Annotated in this window: 23 protein-coding genes; 9 read left to right on the plus strand and 14 right to left on the minus strand. The window is 68.9% G+C overall.

What is annotated here, in order from left to right; all coding sequences use genetic code 11:
• Nucleotides 1-24 precede the first annotated feature (24 nt).
• Nucleotides 25-933 carry a 16S rRNA (cytidine(1402)-2'-O)-methyltransferase gene (gene rsmI, locus ACPP3B_RS07510; RefSeq protein ID WP_424860164.1) on the minus strand — a complete coding sequence of 303 codons (909 nt, stop codon included), beginning with the start codon at nt 931-933 and terminating at the stop codon, nt 25-27.
• A gap of 37 nt (nt 934-970) precedes the next feature.
• Here rsmI and ACPP3B_RS07515 point away from each other — a divergent pair, with 37 nt between their 5' ends.
• The 3 genes from ACPP3B_RS07515 to ACPP3B_RS07525 are packed head-to-tail and all read left to right on the plus strand — an operon-like array spanning nt 971 to nt 2,709.
• The gene (locus tag ACPP3B_RS07515; protein WP_424858612.1) at nt 971-1,396 is read left to right on the plus strand and encodes a YraN family protein; all 426 of its coding nucleotides are present in this window, start codon (nt 971-973) and stop codon (nt 1,394-1,396) included.
• A 27-nt stretch (nt 1,397-1,423) separates the two neighbouring features.
• The gene (locus ACPP3B_RS07520; protein ID WP_424858613.1) at nt 1,424-2,038 is read left to right on the plus strand and encodes an SIS domain-containing protein; all 615 of its coding nucleotides are present in this window, start codon (nt 1,424-1,426) and stop codon (nt 2,036-2,038) included.
• The gene (locus ACPP3B_RS07525) at nt 2,035-2,709 is read left to right on the plus strand and encodes a BON domain-containing protein (RefSeq protein ID WP_424858614.1); all 675 of its coding nucleotides are present in this window, start codon (nt 2,035-2,037) and stop codon (nt 2,707-2,709) included. The genes ACPP3B_RS07520 and ACPP3B_RS07525 overlap by 4 nt, the downstream gene beginning before the upstream one ends.
• A 25-nt stretch (nt 2,710-2,734) precedes the next feature.
• Here ACPP3B_RS07525 and ACPP3B_RS07530 read toward each other — a convergent pair whose 3' ends face one another.
• From ACPP3B_RS07530 to ACPP3B_RS07540, 3 genes are read right to left on the minus strand one after another with little or no spacing between them, the layout of a single operon-like run.
• Nucleotides 2,735-3,652, minus strand: a complete 918-nt coding sequence (locus ACPP3B_RS07530) for an NAD(P)-dependent oxidoreductase (RefSeq protein ID WP_424858615.1) — start codon at nt 3,650-3,652, stop codon at nt 2,735-2,737.
• 10 nt (nt 3,653-3,662) lie between these two features.
• Nucleotides 3,663-4,799: a PilT/PilU family type 4a pilus ATPase gene (locus ACPP3B_RS07535; RefSeq protein WP_424858616.1), complete on the minus strand. Its 1,137-nt coding sequence runs from the start codon at nt 4,797-4,799 to the stop codon at nt 3,663-3,665.
• A 24-nt stretch (nt 4,800-4,823) separates the two neighbouring features.
• Nucleotides 4,824-5,867, minus strand: coding sequence for a type IV pilus twitching motility protein PilT (locus tag ACPP3B_RS07540; RefSeq protein ID WP_424858617.1), 1,044 nt, complete (start codon nt 5,865-5,867; stop codon nt 4,824-4,826).
• Nucleotides 5,868-5,878: 11 nt separating this feature from the next.
• Between ACPP3B_RS07540 and ACPP3B_RS07545 the strand changes: the two genes are divergently transcribed.
• Nucleotides 5,879-6,598, plus strand: a complete 720-nt coding sequence (locus ACPP3B_RS07545) for a YggS family pyridoxal phosphate-dependent enzyme (RefSeq protein ID WP_424858618.1) — start codon at nt 5,879-5,881, stop codon at nt 6,596-6,598.
• 41 nt (nt 6,599-6,639) lie between these two features.
• On the opposite strand, the gene putA is transcribed toward ACPP3B_RS07545, so the two are convergent.
• Entirely contained in the window at nt 6,640-10,218 is a 3,579-nt protein-coding gene (gene putA / locus ACPP3B_RS07550; protein WP_424858619.1) for a bifunctional proline dehydrogenase/L-glutamate gamma-semialdehyde dehydrogenase PutA, read from the minus strand.
• Nucleotides 10,219-10,304: 86 nt separating this feature from the next.
• Between putA and ACPP3B_RS07555 the strand changes: the two genes are divergently transcribed.
• Nucleotides 10,305-10,802 (plus strand): Lrp/AsnC ligand binding domain-containing protein, encoded by a 498-nt coding sequence (locus tag ACPP3B_RS07555; RefSeq protein ID WP_299022200.1) that lies wholly within the window; start codon nt 10,305-10,307, stop codon nt 10,800-10,802.
• 21 nt (nt 10,803-10,823) lie between these two features.
• Here ACPP3B_RS07555 and ACPP3B_RS07560 read toward each other — a convergent pair whose 3' ends face one another.
• Complete coding sequence (locus tag ACPP3B_RS07560; RefSeq protein ID WP_299022197.1) at nt 10,824-11,897, minus strand: ornithine cyclodeaminase; 1,074 nt, start codon at nt 11,895-11,897, stop codon at nt 10,824-10,826.
• Nucleotides 11,898-12,067: 170 nt separating this feature from the next.
• Here ACPP3B_RS07560 and ACPP3B_RS07565 point away from each other — a divergent pair, with 170 nt between their 5' ends.
• Complete coding sequence (locus ACPP3B_RS07565) at nt 12,068-12,487, plus strand: Lrp/AsnC family transcriptional regulator (RefSeq protein WP_299022194.1); 420 nt, start codon at nt 12,068-12,070, stop codon at nt 12,485-12,487.
• Nucleotides 12,488-12,518: 31 nt separating this feature from the next.
• Here ACPP3B_RS07565 and ACPP3B_RS07570 read toward each other — a convergent pair whose 3' ends face one another.
• Genes ACPP3B_RS07570 through ACPP3B_RS07585 form a run of 4 tightly spaced genes read right to left on the minus strand, consistent with a single transcriptional unit; the run spans nt 12,519 to nt 17,127 of the window.
• Complete coding sequence (locus ACPP3B_RS07570; protein ID WP_299022192.1) at nt 12,519-12,863, minus strand: RidA family protein; 345 nt, start codon at nt 12,861-12,863, stop codon at nt 12,519-12,521.
• 14 nt (nt 12,864-12,877) lie between these two features.
• The gene (locus ACPP3B_RS07575; RefSeq protein ID WP_424858620.1) at nt 12,878-13,840 is read right to left on the minus strand and encodes a delta(1)-pyrroline-2-carboxylate reductase family protein; all 963 of its coding nucleotides are present in this window, start codon (nt 13,838-13,840) and stop codon (nt 12,878-12,880) included.
• Nucleotides 13,837-15,567: an ATP-binding protein gene (locus ACPP3B_RS07580; protein WP_424858621.1), complete on the minus strand. Its 1,731-nt coding sequence runs from the start codon at nt 15,565-15,567 to the stop codon at nt 13,837-13,839. Before ACPP3B_RS07580 ends, ACPP3B_RS07575 begins: the two co-directional genes overlap by 4 nt.
• A 60-nt stretch (nt 15,568-15,627) precedes the next feature.
• Nucleotides 15,628-17,127 (minus strand): FAD-linked oxidase C-terminal domain-containing protein, encoded by a 1,500-nt coding sequence (locus ACPP3B_RS07585; RefSeq protein ID WP_299021580.1) that lies wholly within the window; start codon nt 17,125-17,127, stop codon nt 15,628-15,630.
• A 296-nt stretch (nt 17,128-17,423) separates the two neighbouring features.
• Here ACPP3B_RS07585 and ACPP3B_RS07590 point away from each other — a divergent pair, with 296 nt between their 5' ends.
• Nucleotides 17,424-17,849, plus strand: coding sequence for an Hsp20/alpha crystallin family protein (locus ACPP3B_RS07590; RefSeq protein WP_299021578.1), 426 nt, complete (start codon nt 17,424-17,426; stop codon nt 17,847-17,849).
• A 21-nt stretch (nt 17,850-17,870) separates the two neighbouring features.
• Here the strand turns inward: ACPP3B_RS07590 and ACPP3B_RS07595 are convergent, their stop codons facing one another.
• Both ACPP3B_RS07595 and purU read right to left on the minus strand, forming a co-directional pair.
• The gene (locus ACPP3B_RS07595; protein ID WP_299021576.1) at nt 17,871-18,743 is read right to left on the minus strand and encodes a LysR substrate-binding domain-containing protein; all 873 of its coding nucleotides are present in this window, start codon (nt 18,741-18,743) and stop codon (nt 17,871-17,873) included.
• A gap of 14 nt (nt 18,744-18,757) precedes the next feature.
• Nucleotides 18,758-19,606, minus strand: a complete 849-nt coding sequence (purU, locus tag ACPP3B_RS07600) for a formyltetrahydrofolate deformylase (RefSeq protein WP_299021575.1) — start codon at nt 19,604-19,606, stop codon at nt 18,758-18,760.
• Between the two features lie 132 nt (nt 19,607-19,738).
• Between purU and glmU the strand changes: the two genes are divergently transcribed.
• Nucleotides 19,739-21,142: a bifunctional UDP-N-acetylglucosamine diphosphorylase/glucosamine-1-phosphate N-acetyltransferase GlmU gene (glmU, locus tag ACPP3B_RS07605; RefSeq protein ID WP_424858622.1), complete on the plus strand. Its 1,404-nt coding sequence runs from the start codon at nt 19,739-19,741 to the stop codon at nt 21,140-21,142.
• A 13-nt stretch (nt 21,143-21,155) separates the two neighbouring features.
• Here the strand turns inward: glmU and ACPP3B_RS07610 are convergent, their stop codons facing one another.
• A complete protein-coding gene (locus ACPP3B_RS07610; RefSeq protein ID WP_299021573.1) occupies nt 21,156-21,611 on the minus strand; it encodes an SH3 domain-containing protein in 456 nt (151 codons plus the stop codon).
• Between the two features lie 61 nt (nt 21,612-21,672).
• Nucleotides 21,673-22,176 carry an Lrp/AsnC family transcriptional regulator gene (locus ACPP3B_RS07615; protein ID WP_299021572.1) on the minus strand — a complete coding sequence of 168 codons (504 nt, stop codon included), beginning with the start codon at nt 22,174-22,176 and terminating at the stop codon, nt 21,673-21,675.
• Between the two features lie 141 nt (nt 22,177-22,317).
• On the opposite strand from ACPP3B_RS07615, the gene glmS reads away from it, so the two are divergent.
• Nucleotides 22,318-24,246: a glutamine--fructose-6-phosphate transaminase (isomerizing) gene (gene glmS / locus ACPP3B_RS07620; protein ID WP_424858623.1), complete on the plus strand. Its 1,929-nt coding sequence runs from the start codon at nt 22,318-22,320 to the stop codon at nt 24,244-24,246.
• Nucleotides 24,247-24,328: the final 82 nt, after the last annotated feature.

Here is a 24,328-nt window from a genome sequence, read left to right on the forward strand (position 1 = left end):
AGCCGGGTGTAGCACGGATATGTGTCAGTCGGGCGACGCATCGGCGCGCCGCGACAGAGCCCATTGGTACAGCGCGTGCCGGGACGCGCCGGTGAGGGTGCTGGCCAGCCGCGCCGCGGTTTTGAGGGGCAGCTCTTGCAGCAGCACCTCGAGCGCGCGCGTGGCCTGCGCATCGAGCGCGTCCTCGCCGCGGGGGGGCGTCTCGTCCAGCGGGTGCACGACGAGCGTGAACTCGCCGCGTCGCCGCTGGGGGTCGGCCGCGAGCCACTGGCGCACCGCCGCGCACGGCAGGGTCACGATGTCTTCGAACTGTTTGGTCAGCTCGCGCCCGACGGTGACGGGGCGCTCGCCCAGTTCGGCCAGTTCGGCCGCCAGCGTATCGATGCGGTGCGGTGCCTCCAGCAACACCAGGCCCGTATCGCTGTGGCGCCAGCGCTGCCAGGCACGCGCGCGCGCCGCGCCTTTGGGGGGCAAAAAACCCACCACGGTGACGGTGCCCGCCGCGATGCCCGCCACACTGAGCAATGCGGTGACGCTGCTGGCACCGGGCACGGGCACGGTGCGCAGCCCGGCCCGGCGCACCGCGGCGCACAGGCGCGCCCCGGGGTCGCTCAAGCCCGGGGTGCCCGCGTCGCTGACGTAGGCGATGCGCTCGCCCCGCTGCAGCCGCGCGACGATGGTCTCGGCCGCGCGCGCCTCGTTGTGTTCGTGCACCGCCAGCAATGGCGCTTGCAGACCGTATGCCTGCAGCAGCCGTGCCGAGTGGCGCGTGTCCTCGCAGGCCACGGCATCGACCAGGCGCAGCACGTGCAGGGCGCGCAGGGTGATGTCGGCCAAGTTGCCGATCGGCGTGGCCACGACGTACAAGGTGCCGACGGGATAATGCTGGGATGCGGCCAGCCGTCCGAGGGTATCCCCCGGCGAGGGGTCGATGGCAGGCGTGGCGGCAGGCACGGCGAGGGTATTCACGATGGCGACTCACGACAATCGACGATCGGCGCCGGTCCGCCCGGGCGGCAAGGCGCGCGGCGACGCCGCCGAAGCGCGGGCCCTGCAGTACCTGCAGGCGCATGGGCTGCGGTTGGTACAACGCAACGTGCGCAGCCCGGGCCGCGGCGGCGGCGAGGTCGATCTCATTATGGCCGAGGCTGACGGCACGCTGGTGTTCGTCGAGGTGCGTCAGCGCACGCGCGCCGATCACGGCGGGGCGGCGGCCAGTGTCGGCTGGGTCAAGCAGCGTCGCATCGTTTTTGCCGCGCGCCATTTTTTGGCCCGCTTGTCACACGTGCCGCGGTGCCGGTTCGACGTCGTGGTGATCGACGGGGAACTGGAGGGGCCCGAGCCGCCTCGCATCGAATGGTTGCGCGGCGCTTTCGATGCCACTGGCTGGGACTGACGCCGCAACCCGATAAGATTGCCCCCCATGCTTTTGCACCGCATCCAGCAACACCTCGTCGACGGCGCCGATTTGCAGTACCAGTGCGCGCAGGCCGTGGGCCCGGCGCTGGAGGCGGCGGTGGGCGCCCTGCTGGCCAGCCTGACCGCGGGCGGTAAGGTGCTGGTGTGGGGTACGGGCGTGTCGGCCGCACTGGCACAGTCGTTCGTCGCCCAGATGGTGGGGCGTTTCGAGCGCGAGCGCCCCGAGCTGGCGGCACTGGCGCTGGGGGTCGATCCGGCCCTCACGACCTCGGTGCCCATGGGTGCACCGCCCGGCGCCTCGCCCATCGTGCGTCAGTTGCGCGCGTTGGGCCTGCCCGGTGATACCCTTTTGGTCATTTCGGCCGTCCCCGACGCGCCCGATGCGCTGGCGGCGATCGAAGCCGCGCACGAGCGCGAGATGACCGTGGTGCTGCTGGCCAGTGCGCGGCCCGGTGTGCTGGCCGATGTGCTGCGGCCGACCGACGTCTTGGTCGCAGTGCCGACCGAGCGACCGGCGCGCGTGCACGAGGCACACCTGGTAGCGCTGCATGCCATCGGCGACGCCATCGACGTGCAATTGTTGGGTGAAGAAACCGAAGCGGAGATCCTCGAACCATGAAACACGCCTTCACGCTTGGCAGACCCTTGGCTTGGCGGTTTGCGCTGACCGCGTTGTCCGCGGCAGCGCTGCTGGCACCGTTGTCGGGCTGTGCCCCGTTGGTGGTGAGTGCCGCCGTGGGCGGCACGGTGCTGGTGGCCACCGATCGCCGCACCAGTGGTGCCCAGCTCGAAGATCAGGCCATTGAGCTCAAGGCCGCCAACCGGCTGCGCGAGCAGCTCGGCGAGCGTGGCCGCATCAACGTCACCAGCTTCAACCGGCGCGTGCTGCTGACTGGCGAGATTGCCAGCGAGGCCGATCGCCAGACGGTGCTGCGCGTCGTGCAGGGCGTTGAAAATGTCGTGGCCGTGGTCGATGAGTTGGCGGTCATGGGGTCGCCGTCGCTGAGCGCGCGTTCCGCCGATGCGCTGGTGACGGCACGGGTCAAGGCCGCGCTGCTCGACGCCAAGGACCTGCAGGCCAACGCGTTCAAGGTCGTGACCGAGCGCGGCACCGTCTATCTGATGGGGCTGGTCACGCAGCGCGAGGCCAACCGCGCCGCCGAGGTGGTGCGCACCGTGCCCGGTGTGCAGCGCGTCGTGCGGGTGTTCGAAATCATCAGCGAGGCCGAGCTGGCGCGGTTGCAGCCGCCCCCGCCCCCGCAAAACACCCCGGCCACGCCGCCCCAGTGACGCCCGGCGGGCGGATCGGTGGGTTTCAGCGCAGGCGCCGGATCAGGCTGGACGTGTCCCAGCGGCCGCCACCCATTTGCTGGATATCGCCGTAAAACTGGTCCACCAGCGCCGTCACGGGCAGACGCGCGCCGTTGCGGCGCGCCTCCTGCAGCACGAGCGCGAGGTCTTTGCGCATCCAGTCCACGGCAAAACCAAAGTCGAAGCGGTCCTCGACCATGGTCTTGCCCCGGTTGTCCATCTGCCAGCTCTGGGCGGCGCCCTTGCCGATCACGTCCAGCACCAGTGGCATGTCCAAGCCAGCGCGCTGCCCGAAGGCGATGGCTTCGGCCAGTCCCTGCACCAGACCCGCGATGCAAATCTGATTCACCATCTTGGCCAACTGGCCGGCACCGCTGTCGCCGATGCGCGTGACCGCGCGTGCGTAGGCAGCGATGACCGGGCGGGCGCGCTCGAACGCCTGCACATCGCCGCCGCACATGACGGTGAGCACGCCATTTTCGGCCCCTGCCTGACCGCCGGAGACGGGCGCGTCGATGAAGTGCAAGCCCCGCGCGCGCGCTTGCGCGTCGAGTTCGCGCGCCACTTCGGCCGACGCCGTCGTGTGATCGACGAAGATCGCCTCGGGCGCCATGCCGGCGAAGGCGCCGTGCTCACCCAGCGTGACCTGGCGCAGATCGTCGTCGTTGCCGACGCAGGCAAAGACCAGCTCGGCCCCGGCGGCGGCCTCGCGCGGCGTCGCTGCTGCGGCGACACCCAGGTGTCGGAAGGCCTGAACGAATGCCTCGGCCTTGGACGCCGTGCGGTTGTAGACCGTCACGCGGTGGCCGGCCAGCGCCAGGTGCGCCGCCATCGGGTAGCCCATGACGCCCAGTCCCAAAAAGGCGACACGATGCGAGGCGATGGGTTCGTAGCTGGGTTTGGGTTGAACGGTCGGGGACATGGGGTGGGGGTCAGACGATTTGCAAGTGTTCGGTGCCGGCCGCCAGGTCGCTGTTGCGGGCGCGCTGGCTCTCCAGCTTGATGCGCAGCTTGATGTCGTTTTGCGAGTCGGCGTTGCGCACCGCGTCTTCGTAGGAAATCTGGCGCGCCTCGAAAGCATCGAACAGCGCTTGGTCGAAGGTTTGCATCCCGACCTCGGTGCTGCGCTTCATCACTTCCTTGATCTCGTGGATCTCGCCCTTCATGATGAGGTCGGCGATCAGGGCGCTGTTGAGCAGCACTTCGACGATGGCCACGCGCCCCTTGCCATCCTCGCGTGGCAGCAGTCGCTGTGCCACCATGCCGCGTAGGTTGAGCGAGACGTCCTTGAGCAATTGCGCGTGACGGTCCTGCGGGAAGAAGTTGATGATGCGCTCCATCGCCTGGTTGGCGCTGTTGGCGTGCAGCGTGGCCAGGCACAGGTGGCCGGTTTCGGAAAACGCGATCGCGTGCTCCATGGTTTCGCGGTCGCGGATCTCGCCCATGAGGATGACGTTGGGTGCCTGCCGCAGCGAGTTCTTGAGCGCGATTTCCCAGTTGTCGGTGTCGATGCCGATCTCGCGCTGGGTGACGATACAGTTTTTGTGGGTGTGGACGAACTCCACCGGATCCTCGATGGTGACGATGTGCTCGTGCGTGTGCTCGTTGCGCCAATCGACCATCGCCGCCAGTGTGGTGGATTTGCCGGTGCCCGTGCCGCCGACAACGATGCAGATGCCGCGCTTGGCCAGCGCCAGCTGCTTGAGGACCTGCGGCAGGCCGAGTTCGTCGATGGTCGGGATGCGCGACCGGATGGTGCGCAACACCAGCCCCACCTTGCCCATTTGCACGAAGGCGTTGACGCGAAAACGCCCGATGCCGGCCGGCGCGATGGCGAAGTTGCACTCCTTGGTGCGCTCGAACTCGGCCGCCTGCTTGTCGTTCATGATGGCGCGCGCCAGCGCCTGTGTGTGTTGGCCGGTCAGTGGCTGCGGCGACACGCGCGTGATGGCCCCGTCGACCTTGATCGCCGGTGGGAAGTCGGCCGTCAGAAACAGGTCGCTGCCGTTGCGGCTGACCAGCAGCCGCAGCAGTTCGTGGATGAAGTTGCTTGCTTGATCGCGTTCCATGGCGCGCTCCTGGCCGGCAGGCCGTCAGACGGGGAAATTGTCCGGGATCTTGGCTTTGCTGCGCGCTTCCTGGGCCGTCACCACGTTGCGCCGCACCAGTTCGATGAGTGCCTGGTCCAGCGTCTGCATGCCGTGCTGCTGCCCGGTCTGGATGGCCGAGTACATCTGCGCCACCTTGTTTTCCCGGATCAGGTTGCGGATGGCGGGCGTGCCCACCATGATCTCGTGCGCGGCCACCCGGCCTTTGCCATCGGCCGTCTTGAGCAGGGTCTGCGAGATCACCGCCACCAGCGACTCGGACAGCATGGTGCGGATCATGTCCTTTTCTTCGGCCGGGAACACGTCCACGATACGGTCGATGGTTTTGGCCGCGCTCGACGTGTGCAGGGTGCCGAAGACGAGGTGACCGGTTTCGGCGGCGGTCATCGCCAGCCGGATGGTCTCCAGGTCACGCATTTCGCCCACCAGGATCACGTCCGGGTCTTCGCGCAGCGCCGAGCGCAGCGCAGCCGAGAACGAGTGGGTCATCGGCCCGACCTCGCGCTGGTTGATCAGGCACTTCTTGGGTTCGTGCACGAATTCGATCGGATCCTCGATCGTCAGGATGTGCCCGGCGTCGTTTTCGTTGCGGTGGTTGACCATGGCCGCCAGCGTGGTCGATTTGCCCGAGCCGGTGGGCCCGGTGACCAGCACCAGCCCGCGCGGCTTCATGGCCAGGTCGGCGAAGATGCGCGGGCAGTTCAAGTCCTCCAGCGTCAACACCTTGGAGGGAATGGTGCGAAACACGGCAGCGGCGCCGCGGTGCTGGTTGAACGCATTGACCCGAAAGCGCGACAGCCCCGCGATCTCGAACGAGAAGTCGCATTCCAGGAACTCCTCGTACGCCTTGCGCTGGGCATCGGTCATGATGTCGTACACCATGCCGTGCACCTGTTTGTGGTCCAGCGGCTCGACATTGATGCGCCGCACGTCGCCGTGCACCCGTATCATCGGCGGCAGGCCCGCCGACAGATGCAAGTCCGATGCCTTGTTTTTGACCGCGAAGGCCAGCAGTTGTGTCACATCCATTTGTTCCGATTATGGCAACGATCGCCGCCAACCTCCAAGCCGTGCGTGCGCGCATCCAACAGGCCTGCCTGCGCCATGGGCGCGATCCGGCGTCGGTGCGGCTGCTGGCCGTCTCCAAGACGTTTGGTCCCGACGCCGTTGCCGAGGCCCACGCGGCCGGACAGCGCGCCTTCGGCGAAAACTATGTGCAAGAGGGGGTGGCCAAGATCGATGCCGTGCGTGCGCGCGGCATCGAGGGGCTGGAGTGGCACTGCATCGGGCCGCTGCAGAGCAACAAGACGCGGCTCGTGGCCGAGTCGTTCGATTGGGTGCAGTCAATCGATCGGCTCAAGATTGCCCAGCGCCTGAGCGAGCAGCGCCCGGCGCACCGGCCGCCGCTGCAGGTGTGCCTGCAGGTCAACGTCGATGGGGCGGCCACGAAAGCCGGCGTGGCGTCGCACGAGGCGCTGGCGCTGGCGCGCGCGGTGGTGGCGCTGCCGCGCTTGCGGCTGCGTGGCCTGATGGCCATCCCCGACCCGCAACCCACGCCCACCGCGATGCGGGCGGTCTTTGCGCGCGTGGCAGCGCTGTTTGCCGAGGTTCGTGCGGGCCTGGGCAACCCAGACGGGTTCGACACCCTCTCGATGGGGATGAGCGACGATCTGGAGGCCGCCATCTCCGAAGGCAGCACGATGGTGCGGGTCGGCAGTGCCATCTTCGGTCGCCGACCGCCGCCCACCGAGCCGCGGTAATGCGGGAGCTCGGGATCGCGTACCGCCCCCGCGTGGCGTGATCAGGTCAGCGTCATCAGACTCGCATTGCCGCCCGCCGCGGCGGTGTTGGTGCTGACGCTGCGCTCGGCAAGCAACCCGGGCGGCAGGGTGTCCGCTCCTTGCCACGCCTGAACCGGGATGACCGGGCCGACACGGACTGCGATCCGCTGCTGCACGTCGATCAGCGCGCTCGCATCCCCGTCGAACAGCACGGCGTCGAAGTCGCTGGCCCCGTCCTCGGTCGGCTCCCCACCCGTGGCGCGCACCCGCGCTTGCATGGCTTGGCGCACGCTGGCGTCGCTGGCCACGCACAGCACGCGCTGGCGGGGCAGCAGCCGGTATTCGTCGCGCTGCCCAGTGGGGCCACGCAGCAGCAGCGGCGTGCGCCAGTCCTCGGGTTGTGGCGCGCCCGCAAACGCCAGGGCGCGTGTCACGGCATCCGCGGGGGCGCGTGCCAGCAGCCGGTACAGATACAGGGGGCCGCCTGCCTTCGGTCCGGTGCCCGACAGCCCCTCGCCGCCGAATGGTTGCACGCCCACCACGGCGCCCACCATGTTGCGGTTGACGTAGTGATTGCCCGCGCGCACGGTGTGGGTCAGGTGCTCGATGGTCTCGTCGATGCGGCTGTGCACGCCAAACGTCAGTCCGTAGCCGGTGGCGTGGATGGCCTCGACGAGCTCGCCCAGTTGCTCGCGTCGCCAGCGCACCACGTGCAGCACGGGGCCGAAGACCTCGCGCGTGGGCAACGTGAGTCCAGGCAGCTCGATCACGGTGGGCGGCACGAAGGTCCCGGCCCCTGCCTGCGGTGGCAGCGGGACTTGCCACACCGGGTAGCCGCGCGCGCGCATCGCCTCGATATGGCGCAGGATGCCGTCGCGCGCTGCCGCGTCGATGACCGGCCCGACATCGGTGGCCAGCCGCCCCGGGTCGTCCACGCGCAGCTCGGCCATCGCGCCGCGCAGCATGGTCAGGATGCGGTCGGCCGCCTCCTCTTGCACGCACAGCACGCGTAGGGCCGAGCAGCGCTGCCCCGCGCTGTCGAAGGCGGAGGTGAGGACGTCTTGCACCACCTGCTCCGGCAGGGCCGAGGTGTCGACCACCATGGCGTTTTGGCCGCCCGTCTCGGCCACCAGCGGCACGGGTCGCACGCGGCCGTCCGGGTCGCGCGCCACCCGCTGGGCCAGCGAGCGCTGCAGCAGCCGCGCGACCTCGGTGGAGCCGGTGAACAGCACGCCCGCCGTCGCCGGGTCGGCCACCAGCGCCGCGCCCACCGTCTCGCCCGCGCCCGGCAGCAGTTGCAACACGTCGCGCGGCACCCCTGCGTCGTGCAGCCACGCGGTCATGCGCGCGGCGATCAGGGGCGTTTGCTCCGCCGGTTTGGCCACCACGGGGTTGCCCGCGGCCAGTGCGGCCGCAATCTGGCCGGTGAAGATCGCCAGCGGAAAGTTCCACGGGCTGATGCAGACCACGGGGCCGAGGACGGGCGCGTCGGCTGGCCAATGGGCGTCGGTGATTTGGGCGGCGTAGTAGCGCAAGAAGTCGATCGCCTCGCGGACCTCGGCCACGGCGTTGGCGGCGGTCTTGCCCGCTTCGCGCATCAGCAGGGCCACGCAGCCCGGCAGATCGGCTTGCAGCCGGTCGGCGGCGGCGCGCAACACCGCCGCACGCTGCGCGGGCGGCGTGTGGGCCCAGGTGGCCGCGGCCCGCGCGGCGGCGTGCAGGGCCGTGCGCGCATCGTCCGCGCTGGCTTCGTGGACCACCCCGACGACGTCGGCGTGGCGCGCGGGGTTGCGCACCGTGCGCGCGGGGCCGCTGGGGGTGGCCCCATCGGCCAGCAGCGCCTGCGCCTGCAGCGGCGCACGGCGGCTGTCGGTGAGCGCTTGTTGCAGCATGGCCAGTGCGGCCTCGTCGGCCAGATCCAGCCCGGCGCTGTTGGCCCGCGCGCCGCCGTAGAGTGCCGCCGGGGCGGGAATGTGGGGGTGCGGTCGGCCGACTTGCCCCTCGGCCGCGGCCCACGCCTGCACGGTGGCCACCGGATCTTCGGTCAGTGCCTCCAACGGAATGGCCGGGTCGGCGACGCGGTGCACGAACGAGGTGTTGGCGCCGTTTTCCAGCAGCCGCCGCACCAAATAGGCCAGCAGCGTCTCGTGGGTACCCACCGGCGCGTAGATGCGGCACGGCCGTCCCAGACCGCCCGCGCTGGGCGGCGCGACGACCTGCTCGTACAGCGGCTCGCCCATGCCATGCAGGCACTGAAACTCGTACTGCTGCGGGTGCCACGTCGAGGGATCGGCCATCTCGTGGATGGCGGCGAGCGTGTGCGCGTTGTGGGTGGCAAACTGCGGAAACACCGCGTCGGGTGCCGCCAGCAGCCGGCGTGCGCACGCCAGGTAGGACACGTCCGTGTACGCTTTGCGGGTATAGACCGGGTAGTCCAGGCCGTCGAGTTGCGCGCGCTTGATTTCGCTGTCCCAATACGCGCCCTTGACCAAGCGCACCAGCAGCCGGTGGCCGCTGCGTCGCGCCAGCGCGATGACATGGTCCACCACCGCCGGGGCACGCTTCTGATAGGCCTGGATGACGAAGCCGATACCGTTCCAGCCCGCCAGGGTCGGCTCGTGGCACAGGCGCTCGAGCAGGTCGAGCGAGAGTTCGAGCCGCTCGCTTTCCTCGGCGTCGATGTGCAGGCCGATATCCACGGCACGCGCGGCCTGCGCCAGCGCCAGCAGGCGCGGGTAGAGCTCCTCCATGACGCGAGCATATTGCGCGCGGCTGTAGCGCGGGTGCAAGGCCGACAGCTTGATCGACACGCCGGGGCCGTCGATGACGCCTCGGCCCGCGTTGGCCGCGCCGATCGCGTCGGTCGCGTGGCGGTAGGCCTCGAAATAGCGCTGTGCGTCGTCGGCGGTCAACGCCGCTTCACCCAGCATGTCGTAGGAGTAGCGAAAGCCCTGCGCCTCGCGCCGCTGCGCACGGCGCAGGGCGCCTTCGATCGTCTCGCCCATGACGAATTGTTCGCCCATCAGGCGCATGGCCAGATCCACCCCTTGGCGCACCAGCGGCTCACCACCACGGCGCAGCAGCCGCGCCAGCGCGCTGCCCAGCCCATCTTCGCTGTGGGTGGCGGTGAGTTTGCCCGTCAGCAGCAGGCCCCAGGTGGCGGCGTTGACGAACAGCGATGGGCTGCGGCCCAGGTGCGCACGCCAATCGCCGCGGCCGATCTTGTCGCGGATGAGCGCGTCGCGCGTGGCGGCGTCCGGGATGCGCAGCAGGGCCTCGGCCAGACACATCAGGGCCACGCCTTCCTGGGAGGACAGCGCGTACTCCTGCAGCAGCGCTTGCACCAGCCCCTCCCGTCCCGCCTGGGGTGCCCGGGCGCGCAGCGCACCGGCGAGCCGTTGGGCCAGGGCGGCGACCCGCTCGCGCTGCGCATCGGGCAGGTGGGCCAGCTCCAGCAGGGCGGGCAGCAACGCGGTCTCGGCTGCCCGGTGGCGTGGCGGCAGCGCGCGCATGGTGTCGGCGCGCGGCCACGTGGGGGGCGCAAAGGGCGGCTGCACCCAGTCGGGTACGGGTGACAAAGATTCGCGGTGCGCGTTCATGGTTCGGCTTCCGAGGCTAATATTGCGAAAGTTTGCAGCCGATAATTCCGAATAGGATTTCTTTTTTTGGCGATGGAGTAGTGAAAATGTCGGAAGTGACGGGCGCCGCTCGACCCCTGCACGAGCTCGACCGCATCGACCTGCGCATCCTGGATGTACTGCAGCGCGACGGGCGCATCACGAATCTGAAGTTGGCCGAGGCGGTGGCGTTATCGCCGACGGCGGTCCTGGCACGGGTGCAGCGCCTGACGCGCGAGGGCTACATCCTGGGGTACGAGGCGCGGCTCGACCCGGCAAAGCTCGGTGCCGGGCTGTTGGTGTTCGTGGAGGTGCTGCTCGATCGCACCACCCCCAACGTGTTCGAACAGTTCAAGGCTGCGGTGCAAGCGGCCCCCCAGGTGCTGGAGTGCCACATGGTGGCGGGTGGCTTCGACTACCTGGTCAAGACGCGCGTGGCCGATATGGCCGACTACCGCCGCTTTGCGGGCGACGTGCTGTGGCAGCTGCCCGGCGTGCGCGAGACGCGCACCTATGCCGTCATGGAGGAGGTGAAACATACCCACCGCCTCCCGCTGTTGCGGTAGGCGCGGTGGGTACGGGTGCCCTCAAGCCGCGCGGCGCAGCGCGGCCCGGCGCGCGCGCAGCGTGCCGAACAGGTCTTTCGGGTCGTCGAGGGTGGGGATCAAATCCAACGTCTCGCCCAGTCCCAGGCGCTGCGCGGTCTCGTACACGAAGCACAAGGCCGAATAATCCTCCAGCGCGAAGCCGACCGAATCGAACACGGTCACGTCCTGCGCGCTTTGGCGTCCCGGGGCGCGCTGGGTCAGCACTTCCCACAGCTCGGTGACCGGAAAATCGGGCGGCAGTTGCTGGATGTCCCCCTCGATGCGGGTCTGGGGGGCGTACTCGACGAACACGCGGCCCATGCGCAACACATCGGCGTGAAGCTCGGTCTTGCCCGGGCAGTCCCCGCCGACCGCGTTGATGTGCATGCCGGGCTCGATCATTTCTGGTGTCAGGATGGTGGCGTTGGTCTTGTCGGCGGTGACGGTGGTGACGATGTCTGCGCCCCGCACCGCTTCGGCCGTGCTGGTACAGCGCGTCAGCACCAGGCCGCTGTCGTGCAGGTTGGCCACGAGTTTGTCGGTGGCGGCGGGGTCGGTGTCGAACAGGCGCAGCTCGGTGATGCCGAGCAGGTGCTGGAACGCCAGCGCCTGAAACTCGGCCTGCGCACCGTTGCCGATCAGCGCCATCACCCGGCTGTCGGGGCGCGCCAGGGCTTGCGCGGCGAGCGCCGACATGGCCGCGGTGCGCAGCGCGGTGGTCAGCGTTAGTTCGCTCAGCAGCAGTGGCGCGCCGGTGCGCACGTCGGCCAGTACGCCGAATGCCATCACCGTGGGCAGCCCGTCGCGCGTGTTTTTGGGGTGGCCATTGACGTATTTGAAGCTGTAGCGCACGGTGTCGGCGATCGGCATCAGTTCGATGACGCCGACGTCCGAATGGTTGGCCACGCGCGCCGTTTTGTCGAAGTCGCTCCACCGGCAAAAATCGGCGCGGACGCGCTGGGCGATGTCACGAATGCTCTGCGCCACGCCAACCGTCTGCACCAGCCGCACCATGGTCGGTGCGCTGATGTAGCGGGTGGCGATGCGGGGCGTCAGCGGGAAAGGGGTGGTCATGCGGGTCTCCAGTCGTGTCGGTGTGCGGCTCCTCGGGAGCGGGAGCGCTGCGTGTACCCCGCAGTGTGCGCCAGACGCCTGTCAAAGTAAAACGTCAAAACGTTGACGTTTCGTTGGTAGGTTGACGAAATGCCAAAGATCGATTGTCAATATGTCAGAATGCGAGCACGATGGACGAGATCGACCAAGCCCTCATCGCGCTGCTGCGCCGCAACGCTCGTCTGAGCGTCGCCGATTTGGCCTACAAACTGAACGTCTCGCGCGGCACCGTGACCAACCGCATGCGCAAGCTGGAAGACGCGGGCGTCATCCTCGGCTACACGGTGCGCCTGCGCCCCGAGGCCGAGCCCGAGCGCATCCGCGCCTGGATGAGCGTGCTGGTCGAGGGCAACCAGACGCGTGCGGTGATCGCCAGCCTGCTGGGCGAGCCGGGGGTGGTGAAATTGCACGACACCAACGGTCGCTGGGACTTGCTGGCCGAGCTGGAGGCGCTGTCCATGCACGAGCTGTCAGACATCCTCGAGCGCATCCGGCTGATCAAGGGCATCCACAGCACCGAGACCAGCATCCACCTGCGCACGTACCGTTGAGGGCGTCGGTGCAGCCCAGCGGCGCCGGTCGCTACAGGGCCGCGGTGGCGACGATCTCGATCTTCCACTCGGGCCGCGCTAGGCGCGCTTGCACCGTGGCGCGCGGCGGCGTGTGCCCCGTGGGCACCCACGCGTCCCAGGCGCGGTTCATGCCGTCGTAGTCCGCCAGGTCGGCCAGAAAAATCTGCACCATCAGCAGCCGCGTTTTGTCGGTGCCCGCGCGCGCCAGCAAGGCGTCGATCATGCCTAATACCTGGCGCGTCTGGCCTTCGATGTCTTGGGTCGGATCGTCGGGCACCTGCCCCGCCAAATAAACCGTGCCGTGGTGGATGGCCATCTCGGACAAGCGCGGTCCGACGTCGAAGCGTTGCACCATGGTTGAATCCTTCATCAGGGAGGGGTTGAACCGGGGCTGGCACGCCGGGTCTGCGCCGCCAGCGCGCATCGAGCCGCGGCCAAGTCCCAGCCGGCCCAGCCGCAGCTCTTGAAAAAAATGGGGCCATCGTGACATGCCACCCGCTGCCAGGCGGGGGTTTCGCACACCACATCGGCCAGTGTGGGCAATGCAGTGACGTCGATTCCTGCCTGCAGCAGATCGCCGGCCTCGTGGTCCGCGTCGCGGGTGTCCACCAACAGGGTGCCTGTCGCGGCCACGTGCCGACAAACCGTTGGTGCCCATTCCACCATGCGGGGGGTGAAAGCCCCCACTGCCACCACAAAGGCGTCGGGCCGGGGCGCGGTGTGCAGCACGACCGTGTGGGCGGGCGTACAGCTAACAACCAGTGGGCAGTCCGCCAATGCGGCGTTGGCATCGTCCACGTGCCGCGCTTGCAGTCCCAAGGACCGGGCATGACGCACCAAGGCGTCCGCACTGGCGGCGCTGCGGGAGGCAATGTGCGCTTCACGCACGCCCAAGCCAACGGCAAACGCCTCGAGGTGGGCGCGGCCTTGTACCCCGGCTCCCACGATCAGTAGCGGGCCCTGCGGCTTGGGCGCGAGCCGACGCGCCGCCAACAGCGATACCGCCGCCGTGCGCCGTGCGGTGACGGTGGGGCCGTCCAGCACCAGGCGTCGGCGGCCATCGCGCGCATCGAACACCAGGACGTCGCCTTGGATCGTGGCCAGCCCGCGCGAGGGGTTGTCGGCGACGAACGTGATGAGTTTGGTGATGGCGACCGTCTCATCGAACGCCGGCATCACGAACAGACTACCGCCTGCCGCGAGTGTCAGCACCTGGCGCGGCGGAACGGTGACGCGAGCGTCGCGCAGCACGGCCTCGATGGTGTCCGCCAAGCTGGGATAGGGCAAGGCGTCGGCCGTGGCGCGCGGGTCGAGCCAAACGGGTGATGTCATGGGCTGGGGTGGGTGGCATCCGGCGCGGTGGTGGCGTGACCCGACGGCGCCGCCAACGGCAGGGTGAACGCGAACGTGGCACCCTGCTCGGGCTGGCTCTCCGCCCAGATGCGGCCGCCGTGGCGCTCGATGATGCGGCGGCACAGCGCCAGGCCGATACCCGTGCCTTCGAAGTCCTGCGGGCGGTGCAGGCGCTGAAAGACACCGAACAAGCGCTCGGCCCGCGCGGGGTCGAAGCCGACGCCGTTGTCGCGCACCCAGAATACGGCTTCGCGAGTGCCATCGGACGCATCGCGTACCTCGCCCCCTGCCGTGATGATGGCGGGCTGGCGCGGGCGGCTGTATTTGAACGCATTGCCCAGCAGGTTGTCCCAGACCTGGGACAGCAGCAGGGGGTCGCCCTCCACCGCAGGTAAACCGGCGGGCAAGTGCAGTTCAACCTCACCATCGGCCCGGCGCAGGCTGGGGTCGTGCTGGACGCGGTTGAGGCTGCTGCGTAGCAGGTCGAGCATGTCCACCGGCTGGCGTCGCAGGTCGGTGCGACCCAGCCGCGCGAACGCGAGCAAGCCGTCGATCAACTGGCCCATGCGGGTAGCGGCTTCGTCGATGATGCGCAGGTCCTCGGCGACGTCGGCCGACGGTGCGGCGCCCAAATCCTCGCGCAGCAGCTGCACGTAGCTGGTGATGTGGCGCAGCGGCGCACGCAGGTCGTGCGAGACGGAGTAAGAGAACGCTTCCAAATCCGCGATCGCTGCCTGCAGCTGGCGGGTGCGTTCGTCCACCTCGCGCTCGAGCGCCTGGTTCCACTCGCGCAGCAGCGCTTCCAGGCGGCGCGCCTCGGTCATGTCGCGCACCAGGCAGGCGGTGCCCAGAGGCTCGCCCTGGGGGCCGGTGAGCGTGGCAAACACCCAATGCGCCCACAGCCGATCGCCATTGGCGCGGCGCAGCCAGCCGGTCGATTCGGCTTGTCCCAGCAGCGCGGCGCGCTCCAGCGCCAGCGCGGTGTCGGCCGGTAGCGGGTGGGGGTGCTCGGGGGTGTCGGGACCGGTGGTGCCCAGCACAGCCGGTGCCGCGTAGCCCAGCAGGCGCTCGGCGCTGCTGGGCCAGTCCTGGATCGCGCCGTGGGTGTCCAAAAAAAAGATCGCGGCGTCGCGCAGGCTGCCGGAGAGGGCTTGCCAGCGCGCCTGCTGCTCGGCCAGGTGCGCGTCCTGGTGCTGCAAGCGCTGTTGCAGATCACGTTGCTGTGCGTGCCACGCGGCCTGTTGCTGCTGCATCGCCGTTTCGTCTCGCAACAGCACGAAGGCGCCCACCACGTCGTCGCCGCTGCGCTCGGGCAGCAGGCTCACCCTCCAGTGGTGGGCCTGGTCATCGTGGCCGCGTTGCAGCGTGAATTGCCCGGCCTCGCCGCGCATCACGGTGGCCATCCAGGGCAACAGCGCCTCGATCCACTCGTCGTCCAGCACCTCGTGCCAGGATTGCCCAGCGACGTGCTCCCACGACAGGGAGGGGCGCAGCAGCGGCTGCGCGGCGGGGTTGGCGTGGCGGCAGCGCCAGTGCGCATCCAGGCTCAGCACCCCATCGGGCAGCGCCAACAGCAGGCGCTGCAGGGTCGCCGTGGCATCCACCGCCGCCGTGTCGCTGGGCTGGTCATCGCCCTCGGCCGACAGGGCGGCAAAAAACGACGGCGGCAGGTGCGAGGGCCAGGGGTCGCGGGGCAGCGGCTGCATGCTGGCAACTGTAGCGCAAGCCGCGGCAGCCTCGATATGGCCCGCGTGGGCCGCGCGGAATCAAAAGCGCGGAAGGTCGGGATGGGGCAGGCGCCCGCCGCGCACCAGCATCTTGCCGTACTCGGCGCAGCGCTGCAGCGTGGGGATGACCTTGCCCGGGTTGAGCAGCCCCCGGGGGTCGAAGGCGCGTTTGATGGCCATCATCTGCTCGCGCTCGGCCGGGCTGAATTGAACGCACATGCTGTTGAGCTTTTCCACCCCCACGCCGTGCTCGCCGGTGATGGTGCCGCCCATGGCGACACTCGTCTCCAGGATGTCGGCGCCGAAGCGCTCGGCGCGCTGGAGCTGGTCGGGGTCGTTGGCGTCGAACAGGATGAGTGGGTGCAGGTTGCCGTCGCCCGCATGGAAAACGTTGACGCAGCGCAGCCCATAAGTCTGCTCCATGCGCTGGATGGCCTGCAGGATATCGGCCAGCCGCTTGCGCGGGATGGTCGAGTCCATGCACATGTAGTCTGGGCTGATGCGACCGCTGGCGGGGAACGCGTTTTTGCGTCCGCTCCAAAAGCGCAGCCGTTCCGCTTCGTCGCGGCTGACGGCGATGCGCGTGGCGCCGGCGCTGCGCAGCACCGCACTCATGCGCTCGATCTCCTCCGCCACTTCCTCGGGCGTGCCGTCGCTTTCGCACAGCAGAATCGCCTCGGCTTCCAGGTCGTAGCCGGCTTGTACGAAAGCCTCCACTGCCGCCGTCATGGGCTTGTCCATCATTTCGAGTCCCGCAGGGATGATGCCGGCGGCAATCACCGCGGCCACCGCCTCGCCGGCGCGGCGCACGTCGTCGAAGCTGGCCATGATGCAGCGCGCCAGTTGCGGTTTGGGGACGAGGCGCACCGTCACTTCCAACACCACCGCGAGCATCCCTTCCGAGCCCACCACCAGCGGCAAAAGATCGAGTCCTGGGGCGTCGAGCGCGTCGGCCCCGAACGTGACCGGCTCGCCTTCGACCGTGTAGCCGCGCACTTTGAGCACGTTGTGCAGCGTCAGCCCATACTTGAGGCAGTGCACGCCACCAGAGTTCTCGGCCACGTTGCCGCCGATGGTGCAGGCGATCTGGCTGCTCGGGTCGGGCGCGTAGTACAGACCGAAGGGTGCGGCGGCTTCGCTGATGGCCAGGTTGCGCACGCCTGCTTGCACGACGGCGGTCTGTGCCAGTGGGTCGATGGAGACGATGCGGTTGAACTTGGCCAGCGACAACGTCACGCCCAGCGGGTGCGGCATGGCACCTCCCGACAGCCCGGTGCCCGCACCGCGTGCCACCACCGGCACCTGAAGCGCGTGGCAGGTGCGCAACACGGCCTGCACCTGGTCCTCGGTCTCGGGCAGCGCCACGGCCAGTGGGCGCTGGCGGTAGGCGGTCAGGCCGTCGCACTCGTAGGGCGTGGTGTCCTCCGCGGTGTAGAGCAGGGCGTGATCAGGCAGCACCGCGGCCAGCGCGCGCACCACTTCGGCCTGTCGCTCGGCGCGCAACACGGCGTTGGATTCTTGGCGGTCGTGGGTGGTCATGGCAGCGAGTCCTTTCGGTGCGGGCGCATGCACGCGCGGCTGGCCTGCAGTGTAGGCCAGCCAGGCCAAACAGGGCTGAAAAATCCTTCAATGGGGTGTGAGCGCAGGCGCGCAGGGCGAGGCGGCGTCGCGTTGTCTCGGACGGCAGTGGGTTCGACCCCATCAGGCTTGGGGTCTTGAAACCGGTGCGCAGGTCCCCATCTAGGAAACCAAGCAAGGCGGATGGCCGGTGTGGTGGAGGGCCAGCCATCCGGAGGGACATCCTCCACGAACCCTCTGATTCGAAGGAGATTTTCATGAGCAACCTGATTCCCCGCCGTATGAGCCTGTTCGACGAGTTCTTCCGCGATCTGGCGCCGGGCTTCTACATCCGGCCGCTGCACGGCGAGCCGCTGCCGCAGCAAATCAAGCTCGACGTCAGCGAGTCCGACAACGCTTACACCATCACCGCCGAGATCCCTGGCGTGTCCAAGGACGCGATCCAGGTGACGGTGGAAAACAACGTCGTGACGATCGGTGCCGAAGTCAAGCAAGAGGACGTCAAGCGCGACGGCGACAAGGTGCTGCACAGCGAGCGTTACTTCGGTGCGGTCTCCCGCACGCTGGCGCTGCCGGGTGACGTCGACGAGACGCAAGCCAGCGCCAAGTACGAAAACGGCGTGCTGACGCTGGTGCTGCCCAAGAAGGCCGCGGTGGTCGGCAAGCGCATCCGTATCGAGTGATGCTGCGCGGCGCGCAGGCCGTCAGCCGATGGCCTGCCGCAGCCAGGCTGCGAAAGTCGCGCATTCCCAGCGTTCCATCGTGCCCGCCCGCCAGCACAAATAATGCGCGTGCGGGCTGGGCACGCTGCGCGGGTACAGTCGCACCAAGGTGCCGTTTTCCAGCCACGGCGCGCCCAGTTTGAGGCGCACCAGCGCCACGCCCATGCCGGCGGCCGCGCCGTCACACATCAGGCCGATGTCGTTGAACTGCGAACCCTCGACGGGTTCGGGCCAGTCCAGGTCGTGCGCGGCAAACCAGGTGCGCCACGGCTCCAGCGGGCTGCGCAGCAGGGGCAAGCCTTCCAGGTCCTCGGGCCGCTCGAACGGCCCGTGTTCCCGTGCAAAGGCGGGCGAGGCCAGCGGCGTGACCTCGTCCTTGAGGATGCAGGCGAACTCCACGTCCTGGTAGCGCCCGGTGCCGAACCGGATCGTCAAGTCCGCGTCCTCGGCGACCACGTCCAGCAGCGGGATGCTGACCTGCAGCGTGAGGTCGATTTCCGGGTAGGCCTCGGAGAAGTGCTTGAGCCGCGGCATCAGGATCGAGCGCGCGAAGGTGGGCGTGACCGCCAGCCGCAGTTTGCGCCGCCCGGGCGTGGCGTGGCGGCTGGGAAAGCGCTGCAGCGCCGCCAGGCCCTCGCGCACCTGGGCCAGGTATTCACTGCCCTCGGTGGTGAGCGAGAAGTCGGCACGCCCGAACAGCTTGACGCCGAGCTGCTCCTCCAGCTGACGGATGCGGTGGCTGACCGCGCTGGGGGTGACGCACAACTCGTCGGCGGTCTGCGTCACGCTGCGCAGGCGCGCCAGCGCCTCGAAGGTCAGCAGGCACTGGATGGGCGGGATGCGCGGGGCGGCCATGGGGGCTCCCGGTGTCAGCGAAACACCACCGTGCGCTGCCCGTTGAGCAGCACGCGGTGTTCGCTGTGCCATTTGACCGCGCGCGCCAGCACTTGGCTCTCGGTGTCGCGGCCGATCGCGGTCAAGTCCTCCACCGTCATGCTGTGGTCCACGCGCGCCACGTCTTGTTCGATGATGGGGCCCTCGTCCAGATCGGCGGTCACGTAGTGCGCGGTGGCGCCGATGAGCTTGACGCCGCGCTCGTGCGCCTGATGGTAGGGCTTGGCGCCCTTGAAGCTGGGCAAAAAGCTGTGGTGGATGTTGATCGCGCGCCCCGCCAGCCGCTCGCACAGGTCGTCAGACAGGATTTGCATGTAGCGCGCCAGCACCACGAGTTCGGCACCTTCTTGCTCGATGATCTCGAGTTGGCGTGCCTCGGCCTGGGCTTTGGTCGACGGAGTGACCGGGATGTGGTGGAAGGGGATGTTGTAGCTGGCCGCCAGTTGGTAAAAATCCCGGTGGTTGCTGATGATGGCGCGCACGTCCAGCCGCAGCAGGCCGCTTTTCCAGCGAAACAGCAAGTCGTTCAAGCAGTGCCCCTGCTGGCTGACGAAGATGACGGTGCGCATGGGCTCGTGCCACGGGTGCAGGCGGCACGCCATGCCGTGGCGAGCGCCAAACGCACTGGCTGCCTCGCGCAGGGCGCTGGTGTCATGGCCGGGGCAAGTGAACTGCACGCGCATGAAGAAGCGCCCGCTGTCGCGGTCGTTGAATTGGGCGGCTTCTTCGATATTGCCGCCGAGTTCCAGCAAAAAGCCCGAGACGGCGTGCACGATGCCGGGCTTGTCCTGACAGGACAGGGTGAGAACGAACGTGTCTTGCATGGAGCGAATTGTCGCTGTTTTGTCTCGTCGCTCTCGGTCGGACGGCGCGCGCGACTCCCCCCATGTGAGCGCGGGATAATCGCGACTCGCGGGTGCCGCGGCACCCGCGCAGGCAATTTTGGAGGAAAGCCCATGTCCCACACCGTGGACGTCGTGATACTGGCCGCCGGCAAAGGCACGCGCATGAAGAGCGCGCTGCCCAAGGTGTTGCAGCGGCTGGCGGGCCGCCCGCTGCTGGGCCACGTGCTGGACACGGCGCGCGGTCTGGCGGCGCGACGCGCGGTGGTGGTCACCGGCCACGGTGCCGAGCAGGTGGAGGCCGCGCTGCCCGCGCTGGCCGCCGATCTGCCCTGGCAGGCGGTGCGCCAGCAGCCGCAGTGGGGCACCGGTCACGCGGTACAGCAGGCCATGCCGTGCCTGGACGACGAGGGTGTGACCCTGGTACTGTCGGGCGACGTCCCGCTGACGCGCCCCGAGACGCTGGCCGCGTTGCTGTCGGCCCAGGCGAGTGCGGGCCCGGATGCGTTGGCGCTGCTGACCGTCACGATGGCTGAGCCCCACGGGTACGGGCGCCTCGTGCGCGGCGCCGACGGTGAGGTGCAGCGCATCGTGGAGGAAAAGGACGCCACGGACGCCGAGCGCGCGCTGACCGAGGTCTACAGCGGCATTCTGGCCGCGCCGACTCGCCGCCTGCGTGCGTGGTTGTCGCGACTCGACAATCACAACGCGCAGGGCGAGTTCTACCTGACCGACGTGGTGCGGCACGCGGTGGCCGATGGTGTGCCGGTGGTGGCGCACCGCATCGATGACGCGCTGGAGGTGGCCGGTGTCAACAGTCCCGCGCAGCTGGCGGCGCTGGAGCGTGCGCTTCAGCGCCGCGTGGCCGATGCGTTGCTGGCGCAGGGGGTGCGGCTGGCCGACCCCGCCCGTCTGGACGTGCGGGGCGAGCTCGTGTGCGGCCAGGACGTGGAAATCGACGTCAACTGTGTGTTCGAGGGGCGGGTCGAACTGGGGGATGGCGTGCGCATCGGGGCGCACTGCGTGATCGCCAACGCACGCATCGAGGCCGGTGCCGTCATCGAGCCCTTCACCCACATCGACGGCGAGCGCTCGGGTGTCACCGTGGGGGCGCATGCCCGGGTAGGGCCTTTTGCGCGCCTGCGGCCCGGCACCCGGCTGGGGCCGGAGGTGCACATCGGTAACTTCGTGGAAGTCAAAAACAGCACGCTGGCGGCCGGGGCCAAGGCCAACCATTTGGCCTATCTGGGGGACGCGACCGTGGGCGAGCGCGTCAACTACGGGGCGGGCAGCATCACCGCCAACTACGACGGCGCCTCCAAGCACCGCACCGTGATCGAGGCCGACGTGCACGTCGGCAGCAACTGCGTGCTGGTGGCCCCCGTGACACTGGGGGCGGGCGGCACGATCGGCGCCGGCAGCACCGTCACCAAGGACACGCCCCCTGGTGCGCTCACGGTGGCGCGCGCCAAACCGGTCACGGTGCCGAATTGGCAACGCCCGCGCAAAGCGCGTTGAGGGCGGTCCGCGCTCACCAGCCCCACAGGTGTTCGCTGGCCGCCCAAACCGTGCCGTTGCCGTCCGGGGCGCGTAGCTGCACCCAGTCTCCTTGGCGGCGCACGGTGGCCAGCACGTCCCCATAGCGGGCGCGACCCACCACCTGCCACTCTAGGCCAGGGCCACTGCGCAGGTTGAGCGTGCGCGTGCGCACCACGTGGTACCGCTCTGGGCCGGTGACGCGCGCTGCGATCCAGCCTTCGTCGCCCTCGAAATCGCGCACGCGCAGCCAGTCGCCCTGGCGCTGCAGGACCAACAAGGGGTAACCCCGTTTGAGTTGCCATTGCACGTCGGCGTCGGGCGCGGGTGCGGCGCGCAGGTTGACGACGGAGCTGCGCACGCTGACGAGTTCTTGCGCCTGTGCGCCCAGCGCCAGGGCGGCCAGTGCCAGCGCCCAAGTGCGCGCGATGGCGCGGTGGATGGGGACCATGCGGCGACTCCTTTCGTGCCAAGGATATCCGCCAAATGATACGCCAGGGGGCTCGCTCGGGTCAGGCCGGCGCTGGGCCGGGACGCCGCAGCGGCAGCCGTGGATCGAATTTGGCGCGGTGCACGCTGAAGTACGCTTTGACTTGGCGCACGTTGCCGTGTTCGGTCCACAGCCGCTGGGCTAGCGCGTGGTAGTCGTCCATATCGCGCACGGTGACGACCAGCACGAAGTCGGGGCCCGCGCTCACCCGGTAGCACTGCTGGACGGCGGGCTCGGCCACGGCGCGCGCTTCGAAGGCGCGTAGGTGTTCGTCGCCCTGGCGTTCCAGGCCGATTTCCACGATCGCGGTCAGGCAAGGCCCCAGCAGCGCCGCCACACGCTGCGGCTGCAGGATGGCCACGCGCCGCTCGATCAGGCCCGCGGCTTCCAGCCGCCGCACGCGCCGCAACACCGTGGGTGCCGACACCCCGCATTGGGCCGCCAGCGCGGCCAAGGAGGTGCCGGCGTCGGTTTGCAGCCGGTCGAGTAGGGTGAGGTCCAGCTCATCGATGTAAAAATCGTTCATAAAACTATTGATAATGGAATCGTTGCGCGCACATGGTGGGAAGTGAACGATTATTTCAAAAATAGAGAAAAAAAGAAGTTTCCACATTCGTGGGTTGTCGTACCTTTGCGCTGTTGTCGAGCCAGAGCGGGGGATTGACCCATGTGTGGAATCGTGGCAGCGGTCGCAACGACCGATGTGGTGGGGGTGCTGATCCAGGGACTGCAGCGGCTGGAGTACCGTGGATATGACTCGTGTGGGTTGGCGGTGCACCAGGGAGCGCCGCTGGCCGGTGCAGTGGCGGCCGATGCCGGACGGCGTGGCTTGGTGCGCGCGCGCAGCACCGCCCGCGTGGCCGAGCTGCAGGCGCAGGTGCAGGCCGAGCGGCTGCAAGCAGCCACGGGTATCGCGCACACGCGCTGGGCCACGCACGGCGCGCCTGCCGTGCACAACGCGCACCCGCACGTCAGTCACGGCCCGGGTGTGCGGCCCGGCGAGCGCGCGCCGCGTGTGGCGCTGGTGCACAACGGCATCATCGAAAACCACGAATCCCTGCGTGCAGCGTTGCAGGCGCGCGGCTACGTGTTCGAGAGTCAGACCGACACCGAGGTCATCGCCCACCTCATCGACAGCCACTACGACGGTGATTTGCTGGCGGCGGTGCAGGCTGCGACCGCCCAGCTGCGGGGGGCGTATGCGATCGCCGTGCTGCACCACGACGAGCCGCAGCGCCTGGTGGGGGCGCGCGTCGGCTCGCCGCTCGTGCTGGGTATCGGCGCCGCGGTGCAGGGGCCAGCGCCGCACTACTTGGCCAGCGACGCACTGGCGCTGGCGGGCGTGACGGACCGCATCGTCTTTCTGGCCGAGGGCGACGTGGTGGACGTCGCGCTCGGGCGCTATCGCGTCGTCGGTGCCGACGGGCGCACGCTGGACGCGGCCGCACGCCCCGTCAAGACGGTGCACGTGGGCAGCCAAGACGTGGCGCTCGGGCCCTACCAGCACTACATGCAAAAAGAGATCTTCGAGCAGCCGCGCGCGCTGGCCGACACGCTCGAGGGCGTGGAAGGCATCGTGCCCGAGCTGTTCGAGGACCACGGTATCCGCAGTCGGGCGGCGTGGCGCGTGTTTCGTGAGATCGACCGCGTGCTGATCCTGGCCTGCGGCACCAGCTACTACGCCGGTTGCGTGGCGCGCCATTGGCTGGAGTCGATCGCGCGCATCCCCACCACGGTCGAGATCGCCAGCGAATACCGCTACCGCGACGCCGTGCCGGATGCGCGCACGCTGGTGGTGACCATCAGCCAAAGCGGCGAGACGGCCGACACGCTGGCAGCGCTGCGCCATGCGCAGCAGCAGGGCATGACGAATACGCTGACCATCTGCAACGTCGCCACCAGCGCCATGGTGCGCGAGTGCGAGCTGGCCTATGTGACGCGCGCCGGGGTGGAGATTGGGGTGGCCAGCACCAAGGCGTTCACCACGCAATTGGCGGCGCTGTTTCTGCTGACACTGGCGCTGGCGCAGGCCAAAGGGCGCCTGACCCCTGAGGACGAAGCCCGCCACCTGCGCGCCATGCGCCACTTGCCGCTGGCGCTGCAGGCTGTGCTGGCGCTAGAGCCACAGGTCATCCGCTGGGCCGAAGATTTCGCCGCCAAAGAGCACGCGCTGTTCCTGGGCCGCGGGCTGCATTATCCGATCGCGCTCGAAGGCGCGCTCAAGCTCAAGGAAATCAGCTACATCCACGCCGAGGCGTACCCGGCGGGCGAACTCAAGCACGGCCCGCTGGCGCTGGTGACCAGCGCCATGCCCGTGGTGACGGTAGCCCCCAACGACGCCCTGCTGGAGAAGCTCAAGAGCAACATGCAAGAGGTGCGCGCGCGCGGCGGGGTGTTGTACGTACTGGCGGACGCCGACACCCACATCGCCGGCGGCGACGGGGTGCATGTGATCCGGTTGCCGGAGCACTACGGGGCGCTGAGCCCCATTCTGCACGTGGTGCCGCTGCAACTGCTGGCCTACCACACGGCGTGCCTGCGCGGCACCGACGTGGACAAGCCCCGCAACCTGGCCAAGAGCGTGACGGTGGAGTAGGGCGACGCTTGACGTGTGTGCTACGTTGAAGAGAGCCGGTGGTCTGGCCCGAGTGCTCTCCTCGGCGCGGGGGGCGGGGTGG

Origin of the sequence: Tepidimonas sp. HKU77 (genome assembly GCF_049728535.1) — a bacterium.
Classification (GTDB): Bacteria; Pseudomonadota; Gammaproteobacteria; order Burkholderiales; family Burkholderiaceae_C; genus Tepidimonas.

Coding starts and splice junctions, on each gene's coding strand:
- ACPP3B_RS07515 (WP_424858612.1), top strand. CDS start 971: ATGGCGACTCACGACAATCGACGATCGGCGCCGGTCCGCCCGGGCGGC.
- ACPP3B_RS07520 (WP_424858613.1), top strand. CDS start 1,424: ATGCTTTTGCACCGCATCCAGCAACACCTCGTCGACGGCGCCGATTTG.
- ACPP3B_RS07525 (WP_424858614.1), top strand. CDS start 2,035: ATGAAACACGCCTTCACGCTTGGCAGACCCTTGGCTTGGCGGTTTGCG.
- ACPP3B_RS07530 (WP_424858615.1), bottom strand. CDS start 3,652: ATGTCCCCGACCGTTCAACCCAAACCCAGCTACGAACCCATCGCCTCG.
- ACPP3B_RS07535 (WP_424858616.1), bottom strand. CDS start 4,799: ATGGAACGCGATCAAGCAAGCAACTTCATCCACGAACTGCTGCGGCTG.
- ACPP3B_RS07540 (WP_424858617.1), bottom strand. CDS start 5,867: ATGGATGTGACACAACTGCTGGCCTTCGCGGTCAAAAACAAGGCATCG.
- ACPP3B_RS07545 (WP_424858618.1), top strand. CDS start 5,879: ATGGCAACGATCGCCGCCAACCTCCAAGCCGTGCGTGCGCGCATCCAA.
- putA (WP_424858619.1), bottom strand. CDS start 10,218: ATGAACGCGCACCGCGAATCTTTGTCACCCGTACCCGACTGGGTGCAG.
- ACPP3B_RS07555 (WP_299022200.1), top strand. CDS start 10,305: ATGTCGGAAGTGACGGGCGCCGCTCGACCCCTGCACGAGCTCGACCGC.
- ACPP3B_RS07560 (WP_299022197.1), bottom strand. CDS start 11,897: ATGACCACCCCTTTCCCGCTGACGCCCCGCATCGCCACCCGCTACATC.
- ACPP3B_RS07565 (WP_299022194.1), top strand. CDS start 12,068: ATGGACGAGATCGACCAAGCCCTCATCGCGCTGCTGCGCCGCAACGCT.
- ACPP3B_RS07570 (WP_299022192.1), bottom strand. CDS start 12,863: ATGGTGCAACGCTTCGACGTCGGACCGCGCTTGTCCGAGATGGCCATC.
- ACPP3B_RS07575 (WP_424858620.1), bottom strand. CDS start 13,840: ATGACATCACCCGTTTGGCTCGACCCGCGCGCCACGGCCGACGCCTTG.
- ACPP3B_RS07580 (WP_424858621.1), bottom strand. CDS start 15,567: ATGCAGCCGCTGCCCCGCGACCCCTGGCCCTCGCACCTGCCGCCGTCG.
- ACPP3B_RS07585 (WP_299021580.1), bottom strand. CDS start 17,127: ATGACCACCCACGACCGCCAAGAATCCAACGCCGTGTTGCGCGCCGAG.
- ACPP3B_RS07590 (WP_299021578.1), top strand. CDS start 17,424: ATGAGCAACCTGATTCCCCGCCGTATGAGCCTGTTCGACGAGTTCTTC.
- ACPP3B_RS07595 (WP_299021576.1), bottom strand. CDS start 18,743: ATGGCCGCCCCGCGCATCCCGCCCATCCAGTGCCTGCTGACCTTCGAG.
- purU (WP_299021575.1), bottom strand. CDS start 19,606: ATGCAAGACACGTTCGTTCTCACCCTGTCCTGTCAGGACAAGCCCGGC.
- glmU (WP_424858622.1), top strand. CDS start 19,739: ATGTCCCACACCGTGGACGTCGTGATACTGGCCGCCGGCAAAGGCACG.
- ACPP3B_RS07610 (WP_299021573.1), bottom strand. CDS start 21,611: ATGGTCCCCATCCACCGCGCCATCGCGCGCACTTGGGCGCTGGCACTG.
- ACPP3B_RS07615 (WP_299021572.1), bottom strand. CDS start 22,176: ATGAACGATTTTTACATCGATGAGCTGGACCTCACCCTACTCGACCGG.
- glmS (WP_424858623.1), top strand. CDS start 22,318: ATGTGTGGAATCGTGGCAGCGGTCGCAACGACCGATGTGGTGGGGGTG.